Genomic DNA, 14,414 nt, shown 5'->3' with positions numbered 1-14,414 from the left:
TGGCCACCATGCGCACCGGGAGATCCTTGTGGCGGGACATCGGCGCCACCGTCCGGCCGTTTCAGAAAGCCGGCACTCGTTCGTGCCGGCTCATTTCCTGCCGCGCGCCCCGAGGCTCATGGAACAAGGGACCGACAGGAATCTCTGAGAACGTCTCGTTTTGCCGCTGGATCAGCAGCGCATCGAGGCCTTGCTTCAGCGCCAGGGCCTTGCCTCGCTCCGGACCGAGAACCATGAGCGCAGTGGCCCAAGCATCGGCATCCATGCAGCTGGCGGCAACGACTGAAACCGACGCAATTCCATTGTCTACCGGGCCGCCGCGCGATCGGTCCATCGCGTGAGAGAGGCGCTTTCGCCCGATATCGACCCAGCGCCGATAGTCGCCCGAGGTCGCGACCGCCGCATCACGCAATTCGATCACGCCGAGCGGACCGCGCAGTTCATAGTCAGGCGCTTCCACCGCTACTCGCCACGAGGATCCGTCTGCCTTGGCGCCTCGCGCTTTCAACTCTCCATCGAGACCGAGCAGCGCATTGGAGACGCCGAAGCACTCGACCACGCGCATCATCTCGTCCACGGCGAAACCCTTGGCGATACCCGAAAGATCGAGGGCGAAGTGGCTGTGCTTGCGCGCCCTTCGTTCCGGCACATCCAGTTCAAGAACAGTGTGGGTTGGTGGCAGCCGCTCGCGAAGAGCCGCGCGAAGCGCTTGCGCGTCTGTCGCCGAACAGGGAGGTCCGAAACCCCAGGCATTGACGAGAGTTCCGAGCCCGACGTCAAAGGCTCCGTCCGAGGCGCGTCCGATTGCAACTCCCCGCTCCAAGACCCGCATGAGTTCAATCGGCAAGGATTCCCAGGTGCCCGGCGACGCTGCATTGAAACGCATCAGGTCGCTGTCCGGCTTCCATGTGGACATCTGATGGTCGACGCAATCGACGGCGTGAGCCAATGCGGTTTCCAGCGCGGCAAGATTGGTCGACGGCGGTGCATAGAGCAGCGCCGACCAGCGCGTTCCCATGGTGGCGCCGCTCAATACATGACGGTGCAGGTCAGTAGACATCTTCAACATACCTCCCTTGGGCTTTGAGTGCGACAGGCGTCAGACCCAGGGGCGCCAATACGTCCGCCACCGCCTGCATGACGTCCGCTGCCATGTCGCGCCCGCCACAGACCATGATCTGTGCTCCGTTGGTGATGAGCGCGCGCAGGCGATCCGCGTCACCGCGCAGGCGATCCTGCACATAGCCGCCGCCCTTCACGCGCGAGAAGGCAGTGGTGAGGCTCGTCAATCGTTTCTCACCGAGCCAGTCATCGATATCGCGCTCATAGAGAAAGTCAGAGGCTGGATCGCGCCCGCCGAAATACAGATGCATCGGCTGGCACCCGCCGTTGGCACGAACAAATCCTGCCAGCGGACCTATGCCGGTGCCAGCGCCGATCAGGATCACCGGCTTTCGTCCATGTGCCGGACGGAAAGCGGGATTTGCCTTCACGAAGGCCTCGATCTTGTCGCCCGGCTGAAGGCCGTGAAGCAGACCAGAGCAAAGTCCGCCCGGATGCTTGCGGACGCAGATCTCGACGAAGCCATCACGGGTCGAACTTGCCAACGAATAGTAGCGCGGCAAGTTGCAGTCTGGCGGCAGAACCGCGATCAGGTCGCCTGCGGCGAAGCGCGGCCAGCCATGCCCCATGAGGCGCGCGAACATGCCGCGTCCTGGCAGCGCGAAGCGCAGCACGCAGGTGGGCGCCTGCACCTCCGCGCCGTAATCGATGCGTTCGATGAGCGTCAGCATATCAGTACGCGGCCGCTCCGGCACATGGATCAGCACAAGGTCCTCACCCATGACGTCCGACAGGGCCTTGCCCCACCGCGCAAACTCTTGCGCAGACTGGCGGTCGATCGTGTCCAGCGGAATCAACGATCGCGAGCCTTTACGCGCCAGGGCCGCCTCGACGTCGCGGGCGAATTGACAGAATTGCGGGAATTGCCGATCACCGAAGCCGAGGACTGCGACCGGAAAAGGCGGTGGCGCGGTGATCGCGTCGAGGCGTTTGAGGAATGCGCCGGCTGTCGCCGGCGCTGCGCCGTCGCCATAGGTTGCCGTCAGCACGAACATGCGCTGGGTCGACGGATAGGATCGCAACAAGCTGTCCATTGGAGCGACGTGAACCCTGTGCCCGTTGGACGTCAGCGCGGCATGCAGCGTGCAGGCGAAGCCCCATGTGCTGCCGCTTTCACTGCCGACCAGGATCACGGTGTCGGCATCTTTGGCAGGAACGTTGTCGCTGATGGGAGCGTGAGCGTGCTTCCTGCTCGACCACACCACGGCTCCGCTCAACCCGAGCACCGGCACACCGAGGGCACTGACGCCGAGCAGCAACCCAAGCCACCAGAGCCCTTGCCCGGTATGTAGCATGTAGATGAATTCGTAGATCTGCCGGGCGACCGAATTGTCCTGCCAGCCCAGCATCTCTCCGCTGGCCGGGTCGACGTAGCCCTCGCCTGCAGCGGTAACCAGATGGAAGAGATCGTTCGGATTCGCGGCGTTGGGAAACGTCAATTCACGCAGTTGAGAAAGATCGATGCCACGCAAAGCCTCGATTTGCTCGACCGGAAGAGCCGGGCCGCTGCTTGTCACGCTCGGGAATGCGGACAGCTGCGCCGTGCCGTCCGGGATCAGTCCGAACGTCGTGAGCGACAGATAAAGCGCCGTCATCGCCGACAGCACGAGCCCGACGGCCGCCAGCCGACCGAGATCGGTATGCAGGCGTTGCATGCCGCCGCCACGGGAGCGGCCGAGAACATGCCGCCACCCTCCCATGCGCCGGGCCGTCATCTGCAGACCGGACAGCGTCAGGACAAGCATGGCGAATGCGCTCGCGCCTGCGGCCATGCGTCCGCCATCGCTCAGAAAGAACGAGCGGTGCAGGTTTGTCATCCAGCGCTCGAACGGGGAGCGCACGTAGTCCGAAAACGGCTCGCCGCTGGAAGGATCCACCACGCTCGCGGCCGGGCCGGCTGGTCCGGAGTAGAAGGCGATGATTTTGCCGGAGGTCAGTCGCTTGATCTGCTCGACGCCAGGATATCTGTGGGCGATCCGGCCGGCGAGGTCGGCGACGCTCATGCTGTCTGGCGATATCGCCCCAGCTCTTTCCCAAGCCGGGATCACCGACAGCACGGCGCCGCTTAGGACAAGCACCATCAGCGGCAGGACGACGGCAAGGGCCAGGCCCCTGTGAATCAAGCGCAGCATCACACCCATCCCAAGGCTACTTGTCGTAAGTGAACGAGCGGATGTAGCTGCGCCCTGCCAACGGCCGGCCCGCGCCCGCGGATGTCAGCGGAACCACCACCTCGGACGGGCTGTCGCGCATGTCCTCGGCGGCGGCGTCGATATGCAGCTTGTAGCCCGCATCGAAGAGCGCATCCGCAAGATCGAGCGTGATCTTCAGCGTACGGCCGGCTCCGACGCTTGCGCCGGTGATGCCGTTGATATCTGCAAGGTTTCCACGAGAACTGCGCTCCCAGCCGCTGAGATGGCTGTAATATTTGGACTTGGAGCCAGCCATCCACAGCGTGCCTTTGTAAGCTCCGGTCGCGTCGGTCACGTAAAGCGCCAAATACGCGCCGTTCCCGCCGTAGTTATTAAGCGTCGTGGTCAACGTGACAGGTCGCGCCATGGCCAGCCCGGGGGCGGTCAGCGCGGTGGTCACGGCTAGGGCGGCAATCATCGATTTCATTTTTGTCTCCGACAGTGGCGCTTCTATCGCGCCCTAACTGAATGGCGCGGCTGACGTGCTCCTGAAGGTCGATCCGATTCTGCTTCAGGTCGTCGTCAGGTTGGCGCTCTCCCCAAAAGAAAACGCCCCGCACGAGGCGGGGCGCGCTTGAACGCGATGTCGCGTTCACTCGATTCAGGCGACGTCCGTCGGTCAGGCCGGCCTTTTGCGTCCCAGGATGCTCGCGGCTTCCGGACCCTTATTGAACCTGGACCTTGGGAGCCGCGCCGCCCTGAATAAGTCCGTTGGTGGGCGGCGCCGTAGGCGCGGCTGCTCGTCCTGGTCCCGACTGATCGCCTCGCCGCTCTCGGTCACCTTGATCATGATCCTTGTCGTGCTCTCCGCGCTTTTGCTTCGCGCGGATCACAGCCAGAGATGCAGGATCAACCTTTGCCTCGATGGCGCGACCGGCTTCGTCCTGTCCCCTGATCTCATAGCATCCATCGTCGATCTTGATTCTGCGCACGGTCCAGCCGCGCGCCTTCGCCATCTGCTCGACCGCTTCGCGCGGCTGCCACTGCGCCATGGGCACGTTGCAATCGTCATCATCGGCCAGCGCCATGCCGGGGATCAGCGCCCCCAGCAGAATGGCGGCAATCAACACTGTCCTGTTCACGTTCTCTTGCTCCCGCTTCAAGGCTCCTGCCCGTCTTCTTCTTGAGCCGGTTTCCTGACGTTGGCCTGAAGACGCCGCGACTTTTGCTTCAGGTCAACGTCAGGATCTCCTCTATGATTATCGCTTACAGGTCGACGGGCTGGGCGGAATGACCCGATGCGGATATTGCTGATCGAAGACGACACGATTCTGGGGGCGGCAGTACGCGACCAGATTGTGTCGGATGGCCATTCCGTGGACTGGGTGACCCGCCTGGATGCGGCAAGGGAATATCTTGACACCGCGGCCTATGACCTCTTGCTCCTGGATCTGATGCTGCCGGATGGCCGCGGTATCGGACTGCTGCGAGATCGACGCGCCAAGGGCGACGTGACGCCGGTCATCATCCTGACGGCGCTCGATCAATTGTCCGACCGGATCGAAGGGCTCAACGCCGGCGCAGACGATTACATGATCAAGCCCTTCGATCTTTCGGAGCTTACGGCGCGGCTGAATGCCGTCGCTCGCCGCTATGCCGGCAATCCGAACCCGCTGATCCGAATTGGCGATATTCAGATCGATCTGGCCGCTCGGTCGATTGCGCGTGCAGGAAAGAACATCGCCCTGACGGCGCGGGAATGGGTGCTGCTCGAGACTTTCTTGCAGCGTCCGCGACAGGTTTTGTCCAAGTCGCTGCTCGAGGAACGGCTCTATTCCTTTGGCGAAGAGATCGAGAGCAACACCATCGAGGTACATGTCAGCCGGCTTCGCAAGAAGCTCGGACACGCCGTCATTGAGACCGTGCGAGGTCTCGGCTATCGGCTGGGAATCGCCTCATGAAAGGCCCGCGTAGTCTGCAGTGGCAGATATCGCTATGGCTCGGGCTTGGCGTCGCGCTCCTTTGGATTGTTGCAGCCGTCGTGACCGGCCAAAGGCTGCGTCACGAAATGAACGAGGTATTCGATAGCGCGCTTGAGGAGACGGCTCAGCGGATTCTTCCGCTTGCGGTGCTCGAGATCCTCGGCCGTGAGGCAGACGGCACGTCTCAGCGTATCGCCACGCTCAGGCAGCACGACGAGTACTTCACCTATGTGGTCCGCGACGACCGCGGCACCGTCCTGCTGCGCTCGCACGGCGCCGATGACGCGATCTTTCCTCCTTTCTCCAGAATGGGGTTTGTCGACACCCCAACCCATCGAATCTACTTCGACACTGCAGTGCGAGGTACGATGACGATCGCGGTGGCGGAGCTGCTGACACATCGTCGCGAGGTCGCGAACCAGGCGCTCCTCGGGCTTGCCTGGCCGCTGGGATTGCTCATTCCCCTCAGTCTTCTCGCCGTATGGGGCGTCGTGCGCGTTTCGATGACCCCGGTCAGGCGCCTGCGAGGCGACATTGAAGCGCGCGGCACCGGCGACCTGTCTCCGGTTCCAGCCGCGGGACTGCCCTCTGAGATCGGGCCGATCGCCGACGCCGTGAACGGCCTGCTGGAGAAGCTTCGGCGCGCCCTGGAAGCCGAGCGAAGTTTCACGGCCAATTCCGCGCACGAACTACGTACGCCGGTGGCTGCCGCGCTCGCGCAGACGCAACGGCTCATCGCCGAGACCCGGGACACCGCAGCCCGAACCCGGGCCCAGCAGATCGAGGTGGCGCTGCGGCGGCTTTCGCAACTGTCTGAAAAGTTGATGCAACTCGCGAAGGCGGAGGGTGGACGGCTTCAGGGCAAGGAGACGACTGACATCGCATCGGTGCTGAAACTGGTCATCGGGGAGATAATGCGCGATCCGGCTGCGGCCGGTCGACTCGCTGTCAACATTCCTGCGACGCCGGTTCTCTTCGATATTGATACGGATGCCTTTGCCATTCTAGCGCGCAATCTCATTGAGAACGGCCTCAAGCACGGAGCGTCCCACGCGCCAGTCGTTGTAACTCTTTCCAACACTGGCGTGCTGACCGTTACAAATGAGGGAACAGCCGTTCCGCCGGAGTTGCTGGAACGCTTGTCTCGCCCGTTCGAGCGCGGCAGCACCGATGCTGACGGCTCGGGGTTGGGCCTCGCCATCGCAAAAGCTATCGCCTCCGGAGTTGGTGCCGAGCTCGTCCTGACGTCGCCTTTGCCTGGAGCGCAGGGCGGCTTCCAGGCGAGGTTTTCCGCGCAGTGAGTTCATCGGCGGCCAGTCGATGATTTTTCGAGAAATTGGGAGCAGATTGGGACGTGGCAATTGCGGCCAATTAGCAGGCCGGGGGGCGAATCATGCGCGCGTGGCGACCAAGCTCTTCGATAAGCGCTACGGTAGCCGCTAGGCTTCGGCTCGGCGGCGTCATCTGATTGGCCACCTCGCGCGCCCGAGTGGGCATCCCGGCTCCAGAACGGTCCGCAGTTCATGGCGAAGGGTCGCTTGCGTCGTTGCCGAAAAACGACGCGAGGTGCCGATACCCAGGCGTCTGATCCGTGTCGCCCATACCGGCTGGTCGGCGCCGATCCAGAGGACAAGAGTTGGGACGCCGGAGCGAACGCTCGCGGCCGTGGTGCCGGAGCCGCCATGGTGAACGATGGCCCGGCAGCGCGGCAGGACAGCGGCGTGATCGGTCGCAGGCACGATCATGACGTCCTGCGTGGGGACCGTGTCTTCAAGCCGCAGGACTCCCGAACAGATCAGCGCACGCTCGCTGAGTTCGCGGCAAACATTTGCGATCATCGCAACGGTCTCCGCCGGTCTGTCGACCGGCATGCTGCCGAACCCGAAGTAGATTGGGGGGCGGCCGGCGCCGATCCAGGAAATCACGGACTCATCGAAGTCGGTGGCGGATTCCAAGGTCATGGTGCCGACCAATGGTCTCTCCCAGTCCCATCGCGCCTCGAGTCCGGGAAAAACACCTTGTCATAGGCTTGAATCTCCAGCGCGCCCGATTCGACGATACGGCGCACGGCGCTAATTCTGGAGTCCGGAAGCCGCAGAACCCGGCGCTGTTGATCATAGGCCGGCCTCAATAGGCGCCAGTGCGACCACTCGGCGACTGACCACAAGGATTCGACCAAACTCGGGGGCAACCGAATCGGCAGGATATGGTTGTTCGCCCTGACGGGGAAGTAATGCAGGGCGGCAAGCGGCACCCCCTGGGCCTCGGCCACGGCGGCGGCCAGCTCCTGATAGGTCGTACCGCTCAGGATCACTCGGCACCGACGGCTCGCAACCATCCGCGTACACCGGCGTGCGCGAGCCGAACGATATCGTCCGACAGGACGCGTTGGGCCATACATGTGACGAAGTGAACGCGAGCGGGTCGAACGCCCTCGTGTACGCAGGCCTCCTGGACAACGGCCGTCAGCGCCTCGACCATCCGGCGTGGCGTTGGCCGCTCCGGTCAGCCCGGCGTCCTCCATCTCCATCAAGCGATGGGCAGCAAAGCCGATCACTCGCGCAGAAGATCGGTGTCCGGGGCCTTCTCCGCGAGCACGCGAAGGGGAGCGCGCGGGCGAACGGCTTTACTCTACCGAGTTACACCACGCCCGGGGACCCGACCGCAATCCACAATCTGACAGACGCCGAGCTGCGTGTCGCGGGCCGCCACTGCTCAAGTCGACAGCTACCGACCTATCCAGAACGGACCCGCAAGCAGTTGATCTCAGGTCGAAGAAGCGGCGGCAGGAGCAAACAGAAGCAACCGGCGTGTCGGAATAGCCGCTGACCCGCTTGTCGGAATGGCTTTGCAGATTAGCCATACATCTTTGGAAGGCTTGGTGGGCGCACTAGGGCTCGAACCTAGGACCCGCTGATTAAGAGTCAGCTGCTCTACCAACTGAGCTATGCGCCCGGATCTTGCATCCGGAGAAAGCCTTCCGCGAGAGCCGGTCGTTTAGCAAAGCGATTCCGGGATGTCCAGCGATCCATGACGATTTTTCGTCACTTTCGATGCAGAAAAACCGCCGGCGGGCGGCGGTTTTCCCCAAGTGAAATCAGAAGGATCGTTAACCGGCGCTCAGAGCCGTCCGGACTCGCGTTCCTCCTCGGACCAGCCCATGTGGCCCATCGGTCCCGGGCCGAAGCGATGCCCGCCGAAGCGCGGACCGTCCTCCATGCCGCCCTCGCCGCGCTCCATCCAGCGGTGATGGCGCAGACCGTCCGTTCCCATCATGCGCCCCATCGGCCGGGTGAGCATCGACAGCCGGCGCTTCTGGCCGTCGTCGAGCGTCTTGTAGAGCGGGTCGGCAGCGTCGGCGACCTTCTTCATCCCATCCGCGGTGACCGCCATCGTATCGGCACGCTCGCGCAGCCGCGCCACGGGATCGATGTCCTTGTCCTGGGCTGCGTCGGTCATCCGCGCATTGGCGCGGTCGAACCGCAGCTTGGCGAGATCGCGCACCGCGCTCTCGACCGGCGGCCACAATTTCTCCTGGTCCGCCGTCAGCTTCAGGCCGGCATGGACGGAAGCGATGCGCGCATCGAGCATGGCGGCGCGATCTTCCGGATTCATGCGCGCATGATGCATGTGATCATGAAACCAGCCGCGCTGGGCGTAGACCGCGGTCGAGCCGGCGATGGCGAGCACGGCGACAGCGGCGATGGTGAACCTTCTCATGCCAACCTCCTTGGAAAGTCGGATCAGCATGAGCCCGCCGTTCCGCACCTTCAACTTACAGTTTGGACAGAGTGTACGACCTTACGAAGATGTAATTGCTTCAAATACCTTTCTGTTTTTGCAATTCGGTGTCATTTCATGTCTGCGCCTCAAAGCATCCCCAGCATGCGCGGCAACCACAGCGAGATTTCCGGCACGTAGGTGACGAGCGCGAGGAAGCCCAGCATCGTCAGCAGCCAGGGCATGACGGCGATGGTCAGCTCGGTGATGCCCATCTTGGCGATGCCCGAGGCGACGTAGAGGTTGAGCCCGACGGGCGGGTGACACATGCCGACCTCCATGTTGACCACCATCAGGATGCCCAGATGCACCGGATGGATGCCGAGCTTGACCGCCACCGGGAACAGGATCGGCGCCATGATCAAGACGATCGAGGTCGCCTCCATCACGTTGCCGGCGAGCAGCAGGAGGATGTTGACGACCAGGAGGAACACGATCCAGTTGACGCCGGCCGCCGCCATCCAGTTGGCGATCTGCTGCGGGATGTTCTCGTTCGCCATCAGGAACGAGAACAGCACGGCGTTGGTGATGATGTAGAGGATCATCGCGCTCATGTTGGCCGAGCCGAGCAAGACCTTCGGCACGTCCTTCAGCGACATATCGCGATACACGAACACCGCGATGACGAAGGCATAGACGGCGCTGACGGCCGCGGCCTCGGTCGGCGTGAACTTGCCGGTGTAGATGCCGCCGAGCACGATCACGATCAGCAGCAGACCCCACACGCACTTGCGGAAGGCCGTGAAGCGCTCGGCCCAGCTTGCCCGTGGCATCCGGGGGTAGTCGTTCTTCCAGGCCCGGTAGAAGGTGGTGAAGCCGAGCAGGCTCGCCAGCATCAGGCCGGGGATCACGCCGGCGATGAACAGCTGGCCGACCGAGGCCGAGGACACGCGGTGGCCGGCCGGATCGAGCGCGATGCTGCCGCCGGTCGCGACCGCATAGACCACCATCACGATCGACGGCGGGATCAGGATACCGAGCGCGCCCGAGGTGGTGATGACGCCGGCGCCGAAGCGCTTGGGAAAGCCCTGCTTGACCATTGCCGGCAGCATGATCGAGCCGATCGCGATCACGGTCGCCGGCGAGGAGCCGGAGACGGCGGCGAACAGCGCGCAGGCCACGACGCCGGCCAGTCCGAGGCCGCCATACCAGTGCCCGACCATCGAGGTCGCGAAGTTGATCATCCTTCGGGCGACGCCGCCATGGGTCAGGAAATTGCCGGCGAGGATGAAGAACGGGATCGCCATGATCTCGAAATTGTCGATGCCGGTGAACAGCTTCAGCGCGACCGATTCGGTCGGCACGTTGGTCATGAAGAACACGAACGACAGCACGGTGAGGCCGAGCGCGATCGAGATCGGCATGCCCGTCAGCATCAGGAAGATGAGCAGGCTGAAGATGAGGAGGCTGCTCATCGCAGCGCCTCCGTCGCCGTCGGGTCGACGCCTTCGACATAGGCGTGGTCGTGATGCGGCAGCTCGTCATGGCGAAGATAGTGCCAGGCCACCTGCAGGAAGCGGAAGCACATCAGATAGGAGCCGAGCGGGATGCAGAGATAGACCAGCCAGCTCGGCAGCTCCATGTCCGGCGTCACCTGGTCGGTCTGCGACAGGCCGTAGACGAACTTGGCGCCCATGGTGCCGATGATGGAGGTGAACAGCGCGCCGCAGAGCAGGCCGAACAGGATCGTCACCTTGCGCAGCGACGGCCGCATCATGTTCACCACGACGTCGACGCCGACATGGATGCCGGTGCGCACGCCATAGGCGGCGCCGAACTTCGCCATCCACACGAACATGTAGATGCAGAGCTCCTGCGCCCAGGACAGGTCGATCGGAAACAGGATGGGATAGAGGAAGGGCACGCCGACCAGATAGCGGTGCAGCACGGCCACGAAGATGATCGAGGTCGCCGCCGCGATCAGAAATGCGATCAGGATCTCCTCGAGCCGATCGAGGATGCGCAATAGAAAGCCCAAGTCCCCTCCCCCACAATCAAACGTCCGCGGCGCTTGGCTGCGCCGTCTGCCTTCTTGCGCGCCGAGTGCGTCGCCCCCTCGGTGCGCGGACCATGGCCCGCGCACCGCTCGCCTCACGCCATCAGTTGGTCGAGCCGCGCGTCTCCTTCAGGAACTCGTCGATCAGCGGCTGGCCGACGCGCCCCGCGACGTCCTTGTACACCGGCATCATCGCCTTGCGCATCGCCTCGTCCTGGGCCGGCGTCAGCTTGACCAGCTCGCTCTTGCCGGACTTGCGGATCTCCTCGAGCGCGTCGTCGTTCTCCTTCGCCGACTGGCTGTTGCCGTAGGCGGTCGCTTCCTTCATCGCCTTCTCGCAGGCGGCACGGATATCCGGCGGCAGGCCGTCCCAGAACTTCTTGTTCACGACCACGACGTAGCCGATGTAGCCGTGATTGGTCAGCGTGATGTACTTCTGCACCTCGTGCATCTTCTGGGTATAGATGTTCGAGGGCGTATTCTCCTGGCCGTCGACGACGCCGGTCTGCAGCGCCTGGTAGACTTCCGAGAACGCCATTACCTGCGGGATCGCGCCGAGCGTGCGGAACTGCGCATCCAGCACCTTCGAGGACTGGATGCGGAACTTCAGGCCCTTGTAGTCGGCGGGATCGACGAGCTTCTTGTTGGCGCTCATCTGCTTGAAGCCGTTGTCCCAGTAGGCCAGCCCGATCATTCCCTTCGGCTCGAGCAGCTTCAGCAGCCTGGCGCCGAGCGGGCCGTCGGTCACCTTCCGCAGGGTGGCGAGGTCGGGCAGGATGTAGGGCAGATCGAACACCTCGAATTCCTTGATGCCGATCGGGCCGAACTTGGAATTCGACGGCGCCAGCATCTGCACCGCGCCGAGCTGCAGCGCCTCGAGCTCTTCCTTGTCCTTGTAGAGCTGCGAGTTCGGGTAGACTTCGACCTTGACCTTGCCGTCGGTGTACTTCTCGGCCAGCTCCTTGAACTTGTCGGCGGCGAGGCCCTTCGGGGTGTTCGAGGCCACCACGTGGCTGAACTTGATCACGATCGGATTGTCGGCGGCCAGGGCCGGGCCGGCCAGCGCGAGCACCGCGAGCGAGGCGGCGGTGGCGATCACATGGCGAAACTTGAAGTGCAAGGTGTCCTCCCGACGTTTCGGGGGACATTGCAATGACGCCCCCGCTTTGTATGCCAAGGACATTGTTAGCGAGTCGCCGGCCGGAATGCCATTGACCGTTAGCCGCAGAGGCGGGGATTCCCGTGCTGCAATGCACCATCTTTGCGTCGTTCCGGGGCGGCGCGAAGCGCCGAGACCCAGATGCGCAATTGCGCATCGGGGAATCTCGATATGGCCAGAGCAAGGTGCAAACCAAGCTCCGGAGTCCGGGTGCAGCCGCTCTCGCGGTTGCCCCGGAATGACGTTGTCGATCAGCCCGCCGCCGCCGTCGCGCCCTGCCCCTGCGCTACGTCGCGCTGGCGCTTCATGACCAGCTTGTTGAGCGCCCCCAGATAGGCCTTGGCCGAGGCCACCAGCGTATCCGGATCCGCCGCGCGCGCGGTCATCGAGCGGCCGTCCTGCGACAGCCGCACCGAGACCTCGGCCTGCGCGTCGGTCCCCTCGGTCACGGCATGGACCTGGTACAATTCCAGCTTGGCCTCGTGCGGCACCAGCGACTTGATGCAGTTGAACACGGCATCGACCGGCCCGTTGCCCTCGCTCTCCTCGATCTTGGTCACGCCGTCGACGTCGAGCTTCATGGTGGCGCGCTGCGGACCGCGGGTGCCGGCGATCACCGACAGCGACAGCAGCTTGATGCGGTCATGGGCGCTCACCATGCCCTCGTCGATCAGCGCCTCGATGTCCTCGTCATAGATGTGCTTCTTGCGGTCGGCCAGCGCCTTGAAGCGGACGAAGGCGTCCTCGACCTGGTTGCCCGCCAGCTTGTGGCCCATCTCCTCCAGCTTGTGGACGAAGGCATGACGGCCGGAATGCTTGCCCATCACCAGCGAGGTCTGCTTCACGCCGACCGTCTCCGGCAGCATGATCTCGTAGGTCTGCGCGTTCTTCAGCATGCCGTCCTGATGGATGCCGCTCTCATGCGCGAAGGCGTTGCGGCCGACGATGGCCTTGTTGTACTGCACCGGGAACGAGGTCGCCGCCGACACCACCTTCGAGGCGTGGGTCAGCTGCGTGGTGTCGATCTTGTTCCAGTACGGCAGCTTGTCGTTGCGCACGCGCATCGCCATCACGACCTCTTCCAGGGCCGCATTGCCGGCGCGCTCGCCGATGCCGTTGATGGTGCATTCGATCTGGCGGGCGCCGGCGCGCACGCCGGCCATCGAGTTGGCGACCGCCATGCCCAGATCGTTGTGGCAGTGCACCGAGAACACCGCCTTGTCGGAGTTCGGCACGCTCTCGCGCACGCGCTTGAACAGGTCGTAATACTCCTCGGGCACGGCGTAGCCGACGGTGTCCGGGATGTTGATGGTGGTGGCGCCGGCCTTGATCGCGGCCTCGACGCAGCGGCACAGGAAGTCGAACTCGGTGCGGGTGCCGTCCTCCGACGACCACTCGACGTCGTCGGTGTGGTTGCGCGCGCGCGTCACCGAGGAGATCACCAGCTCGAACACCTGCTGCGGGTCCATCTGCAGCTTGTACTTCATGTGCACGGGCGAGGTGGACAGGAAGGTGTGGATGCGGCCGCGCCTGGCCGGGCGGATCGCCTCGGCGCAGCGGTCGATGTCCTTGGCGCCGGCGCGCGACAGGCCGCAGACCACGGCGTTCTGGGTGCGCTTGGCGATCTCGTTGACGGCCTCGAAGTCACCGTCGGAGGCGATCGGGAAGCCGGCCTCGATGATGTCGACACCCATGTCGTCCAGCATCGCCGCGATGTTGAGCTTCTCCTCGAACGTCATGGTGGCGCCGGGGCACTGCTCGCCGTCGCGCAGGGTGGTGTCGAAAATGACGACGCGGTCCTTGTCGGACTGAACGGGATTGGACATTGGCTTTCCTCGAAGTCTGAAGGTGGTGCGCTTGGCTGCCAGGATCTCTGAACATTGGGCGCTGAAGGGTGTTTCGGTGTCGAAGCAGCCCCCTGAGTGCCCAGGCGCATCCCGCCCAGCCGGCCCTCAGGGGCAGCTAAGAAGCAGAAGCTCGAGCGCGCCGGTCAGGCCGCGAGCCGGCAGCGGGGCGAGCGCGATCGACCGGGCGTCTGCCCCGGCGATGGCCTCGATCTCTGCGCTGCGAATCAGCATTGCCAAACCCTTTGCGAAGACACGAAAATGGTGCGGCAAAACCATTGATGGAGTGTTGCCGAGGTGCCCTCGACAGCGCTTTTACCGGGAATAGGAGGGCCTCGCAACGCCGAATAAGGGTCAGAATGGGTGACGTATTGAGGACTGCTGCCCACGCTGCTCCCC

At 63.7% G+C, this 14,414-nt stretch carries 13 protein-coding genes and 1 tRNA gene; 2 read left to right on the top strand and 12 right to left on the bottom strand.

What is annotated here, in order from left to right:
• Positions 1 to 61: 61 nt before the first annotated feature.
• The 4 genes from ACQR1D_RS07385 to ACQR1D_RS07370 all read right to left on the bottom strand — a co-directional run bounded on the left by ACQR1D_RS07385 (position 62) and on the right by ACQR1D_RS07370 (position 4,396).
• On the bottom strand, positions 62 to 1,069 hold the full coding sequence (locus ACQR1D_RS07385; protein ID WP_434837689.1) for an FAD:protein FMN transferase: 1,008 nt from the start codon (positions 1,067 to 1,069) through the stop codon (positions 62 to 64).
• On the bottom strand, positions 1,050 to 3,254 hold the full coding sequence (locus tag ACQR1D_RS07380) for a PepSY domain-containing protein (protein ID WP_434837688.1): 2,205 nt from the start codon (positions 3,252 to 3,254) through the stop codon (positions 1,050 to 1,052). The genes ACQR1D_RS07385 and ACQR1D_RS07380 overlap by 20 nt, the downstream gene beginning before the upstream one ends.
• Positions 3,255 to 3,270: 16 nt before the next feature.
• Entirely contained in the window at positions 3,271 to 3,741 is a 471-nt protein-coding gene (locus tag ACQR1D_RS07375; protein ID WP_315803761.1) for a DUF2271 domain-containing protein, read from the bottom strand.
• A 238-nt stretch (positions 3,742 to 3,979) separates the two neighbouring features.
• Positions 3,980 to 4,396 (bottom strand): PepSY domain-containing protein, encoded by a 417-nt coding sequence (locus ACQR1D_RS07370; RefSeq protein WP_434837687.1) that lies wholly within the window; start codon positions 4,394 to 4,396, stop codon positions 3,980 to 3,982.
• A 156-nt stretch (positions 4,397 to 4,552) separates the two neighbouring features.
• Between ACQR1D_RS07370 and ACQR1D_RS07365 the strand changes: the two genes are divergently transcribed.
• Together ACQR1D_RS07365 and ACQR1D_RS07360 are read left to right on the top strand one after the other, a co-directional pair.
• Positions 4,553 to 5,215, top strand: coding sequence for a response regulator (locus ACQR1D_RS07365; protein ID WP_434837686.1), 663 nt, complete (start codon positions 4,553 to 4,555; stop codon positions 5,213 to 5,215).
• Positions 5,212 to 6,537, top strand: coding sequence for an ATP-binding protein (locus ACQR1D_RS07360; RefSeq protein ID WP_434837685.1), 1,326 nt, complete (start codon positions 5,212 to 5,214; stop codon positions 6,535 to 6,537). Before ACQR1D_RS07365 ends, ACQR1D_RS07360 begins: the two co-directional genes overlap by 4 nt.
• Positions 6,538 to 6,696: 159 nt before the next feature.
• Here ACQR1D_RS07360 and ACQR1D_RS07355 read toward each other — a convergent pair whose 3' ends face one another.
• The 8 genes from ACQR1D_RS07355 to ACQR1D_RS07320 all read right to left on the bottom strand — a co-directional run bounded on the left by ACQR1D_RS07355 (position 6,697) and on the right by ACQR1D_RS07320 (position 14,249).
• Positions 6,697 to 7,209, bottom strand: a complete 513-nt coding sequence (locus ACQR1D_RS07355) for a glycosyltransferase (protein WP_434837684.1) — start codon at positions 7,207 to 7,209, stop codon at positions 6,697 to 6,699.
• Positions 7,210 to 8,115: 906 nt separating this feature from the next.
• Positions 8,116 to 8,191, bottom strand: a tRNA-Lys gene (locus tag ACQR1D_RS07350).
• A gap of 165 nt (positions 8,192 to 8,356) precedes the next feature.
• Positions 8,357 to 8,956 (bottom strand): Spy/CpxP family protein refolding chaperone, encoded by a 600-nt coding sequence (locus ACQR1D_RS07345; RefSeq protein WP_434837683.1) that lies wholly within the window; start codon positions 8,954 to 8,956, stop codon positions 8,357 to 8,359.
• A 149-nt stretch (positions 8,957 to 9,105) separates the two neighbouring features.
• Positions 9,106 to 10,431, bottom strand: coding sequence for a TRAP transporter large permease (locus tag ACQR1D_RS07340; protein WP_315756319.1), 1,326 nt, complete (start codon positions 10,429 to 10,431; stop codon positions 9,106 to 9,108).
• Positions 10,428 to 10,994 (bottom strand): TRAP transporter small permease, encoded by a 567-nt coding sequence (locus ACQR1D_RS07335; RefSeq protein ID WP_315752772.1) that lies wholly within the window; start codon positions 10,992 to 10,994, stop codon positions 10,428 to 10,430. Before ACQR1D_RS07335 ends, ACQR1D_RS07340 begins: the two co-directional genes overlap by 4 nt.
• A 121-nt stretch (positions 10,995 to 11,115) precedes the next feature.
• Positions 11,116 to 12,132, bottom strand: a complete 1,017-nt coding sequence (locus tag ACQR1D_RS07330) for a TRAP transporter substrate-binding protein (protein WP_315803767.1) — start codon at positions 12,130 to 12,132, stop codon at positions 11,116 to 11,118.
• 290 nt (positions 12,133 to 12,422) lie between these two features.
• Positions 12,423 to 13,997: a 2-isopropylmalate synthase gene (locus tag ACQR1D_RS07325; protein WP_434837682.1), complete on the bottom strand. Its 1,575-nt coding sequence runs from the start codon at positions 13,995 to 13,997 to the stop codon at positions 12,423 to 12,425.
• 126 nt (positions 13,998 to 14,123) lie between these two features.
• Positions 14,124 to 14,249, bottom strand: coding sequence for a hypothetical protein (locus ACQR1D_RS07320; RefSeq protein WP_315803769.1), 126 nt, complete (start codon positions 14,247 to 14,249; stop codon positions 14,124 to 14,126).
• Positions 14,250 to 14,414 lie beyond the last annotated feature (165 nt).

Source organism: Bradyrhizobium sp. HKCCYLRH2047, from assembly GCF_051168175.1.
Taxonomy (GTDB): Bacteria; Pseudomonadota; Alphaproteobacteria; order Rhizobiales; family Xanthobacteraceae; genus Bradyrhizobium.
Note: the sequence above shows the minus strand (reverse complement) of the source record. Positions and strands in the feature narration are given on the sequence as shown.

Excerpts from the sequence above, each read along its gene's own strand:
- ACQR1D_RS07385 (WP_434837689.1), bottom strand. The coding sequence starts at position 1,069 with ATGTTGAAGATGTCTACTGACCTGCACCGTCATGTATTGAGCGGCGCC.
- ACQR1D_RS07380 (WP_434837688.1), bottom strand. The coding sequence starts at position 3,254 with ATGCTGCGCTTGATTCACAGGGGCCTGGCCCTTGCCGTCGTCCTGCCG.
- ACQR1D_RS07375 (WP_315803761.1), bottom strand. The coding sequence starts at position 3,741 with ATGAAATCGATGATTGCCGCCCTAGCCGTGACCACCGCGCTGACCGCC.
- ACQR1D_RS07365 (WP_434837686.1), top strand. The coding sequence starts at position 4,553 with ATGCGGATATTGCTGATCGAAGACGACACGATTCTGGGGGCGGCAGTA.
- ACQR1D_RS07360 (WP_434837685.1), top strand. The coding sequence starts at position 5,212 with ATGAAAGGCCCGCGTAGTCTGCAGTGGCAGATATCGCTATGGCTCGGG.
- ACQR1D_RS07345 (WP_434837683.1), bottom strand. The coding sequence starts at position 8,956 with ATGAGAAGGTTCACCATCGCCGCTGTCGCCGTGCTCGCCATCGCCGGC.
- ACQR1D_RS07340 (WP_315756319.1), bottom strand. The coding sequence starts at position 10,431 with ATGAGCAGCCTCCTCATCTTCAGCCTGCTCATCTTCCTGATGCTGACG.
- ACQR1D_RS07325 (WP_434837682.1), bottom strand. The coding sequence starts at position 13,997 with ATGTCCAATCCCGTTCAGTCCGACAAGGACCGCGTCGTCATTTTCGAC.
- ACQR1D_RS07320 (WP_315803769.1), bottom strand. The coding sequence starts at position 14,249 with ATGCTGATTCGCAGCGCAGAGATCGAGGCCATCGCCGGGGCAGACGCC.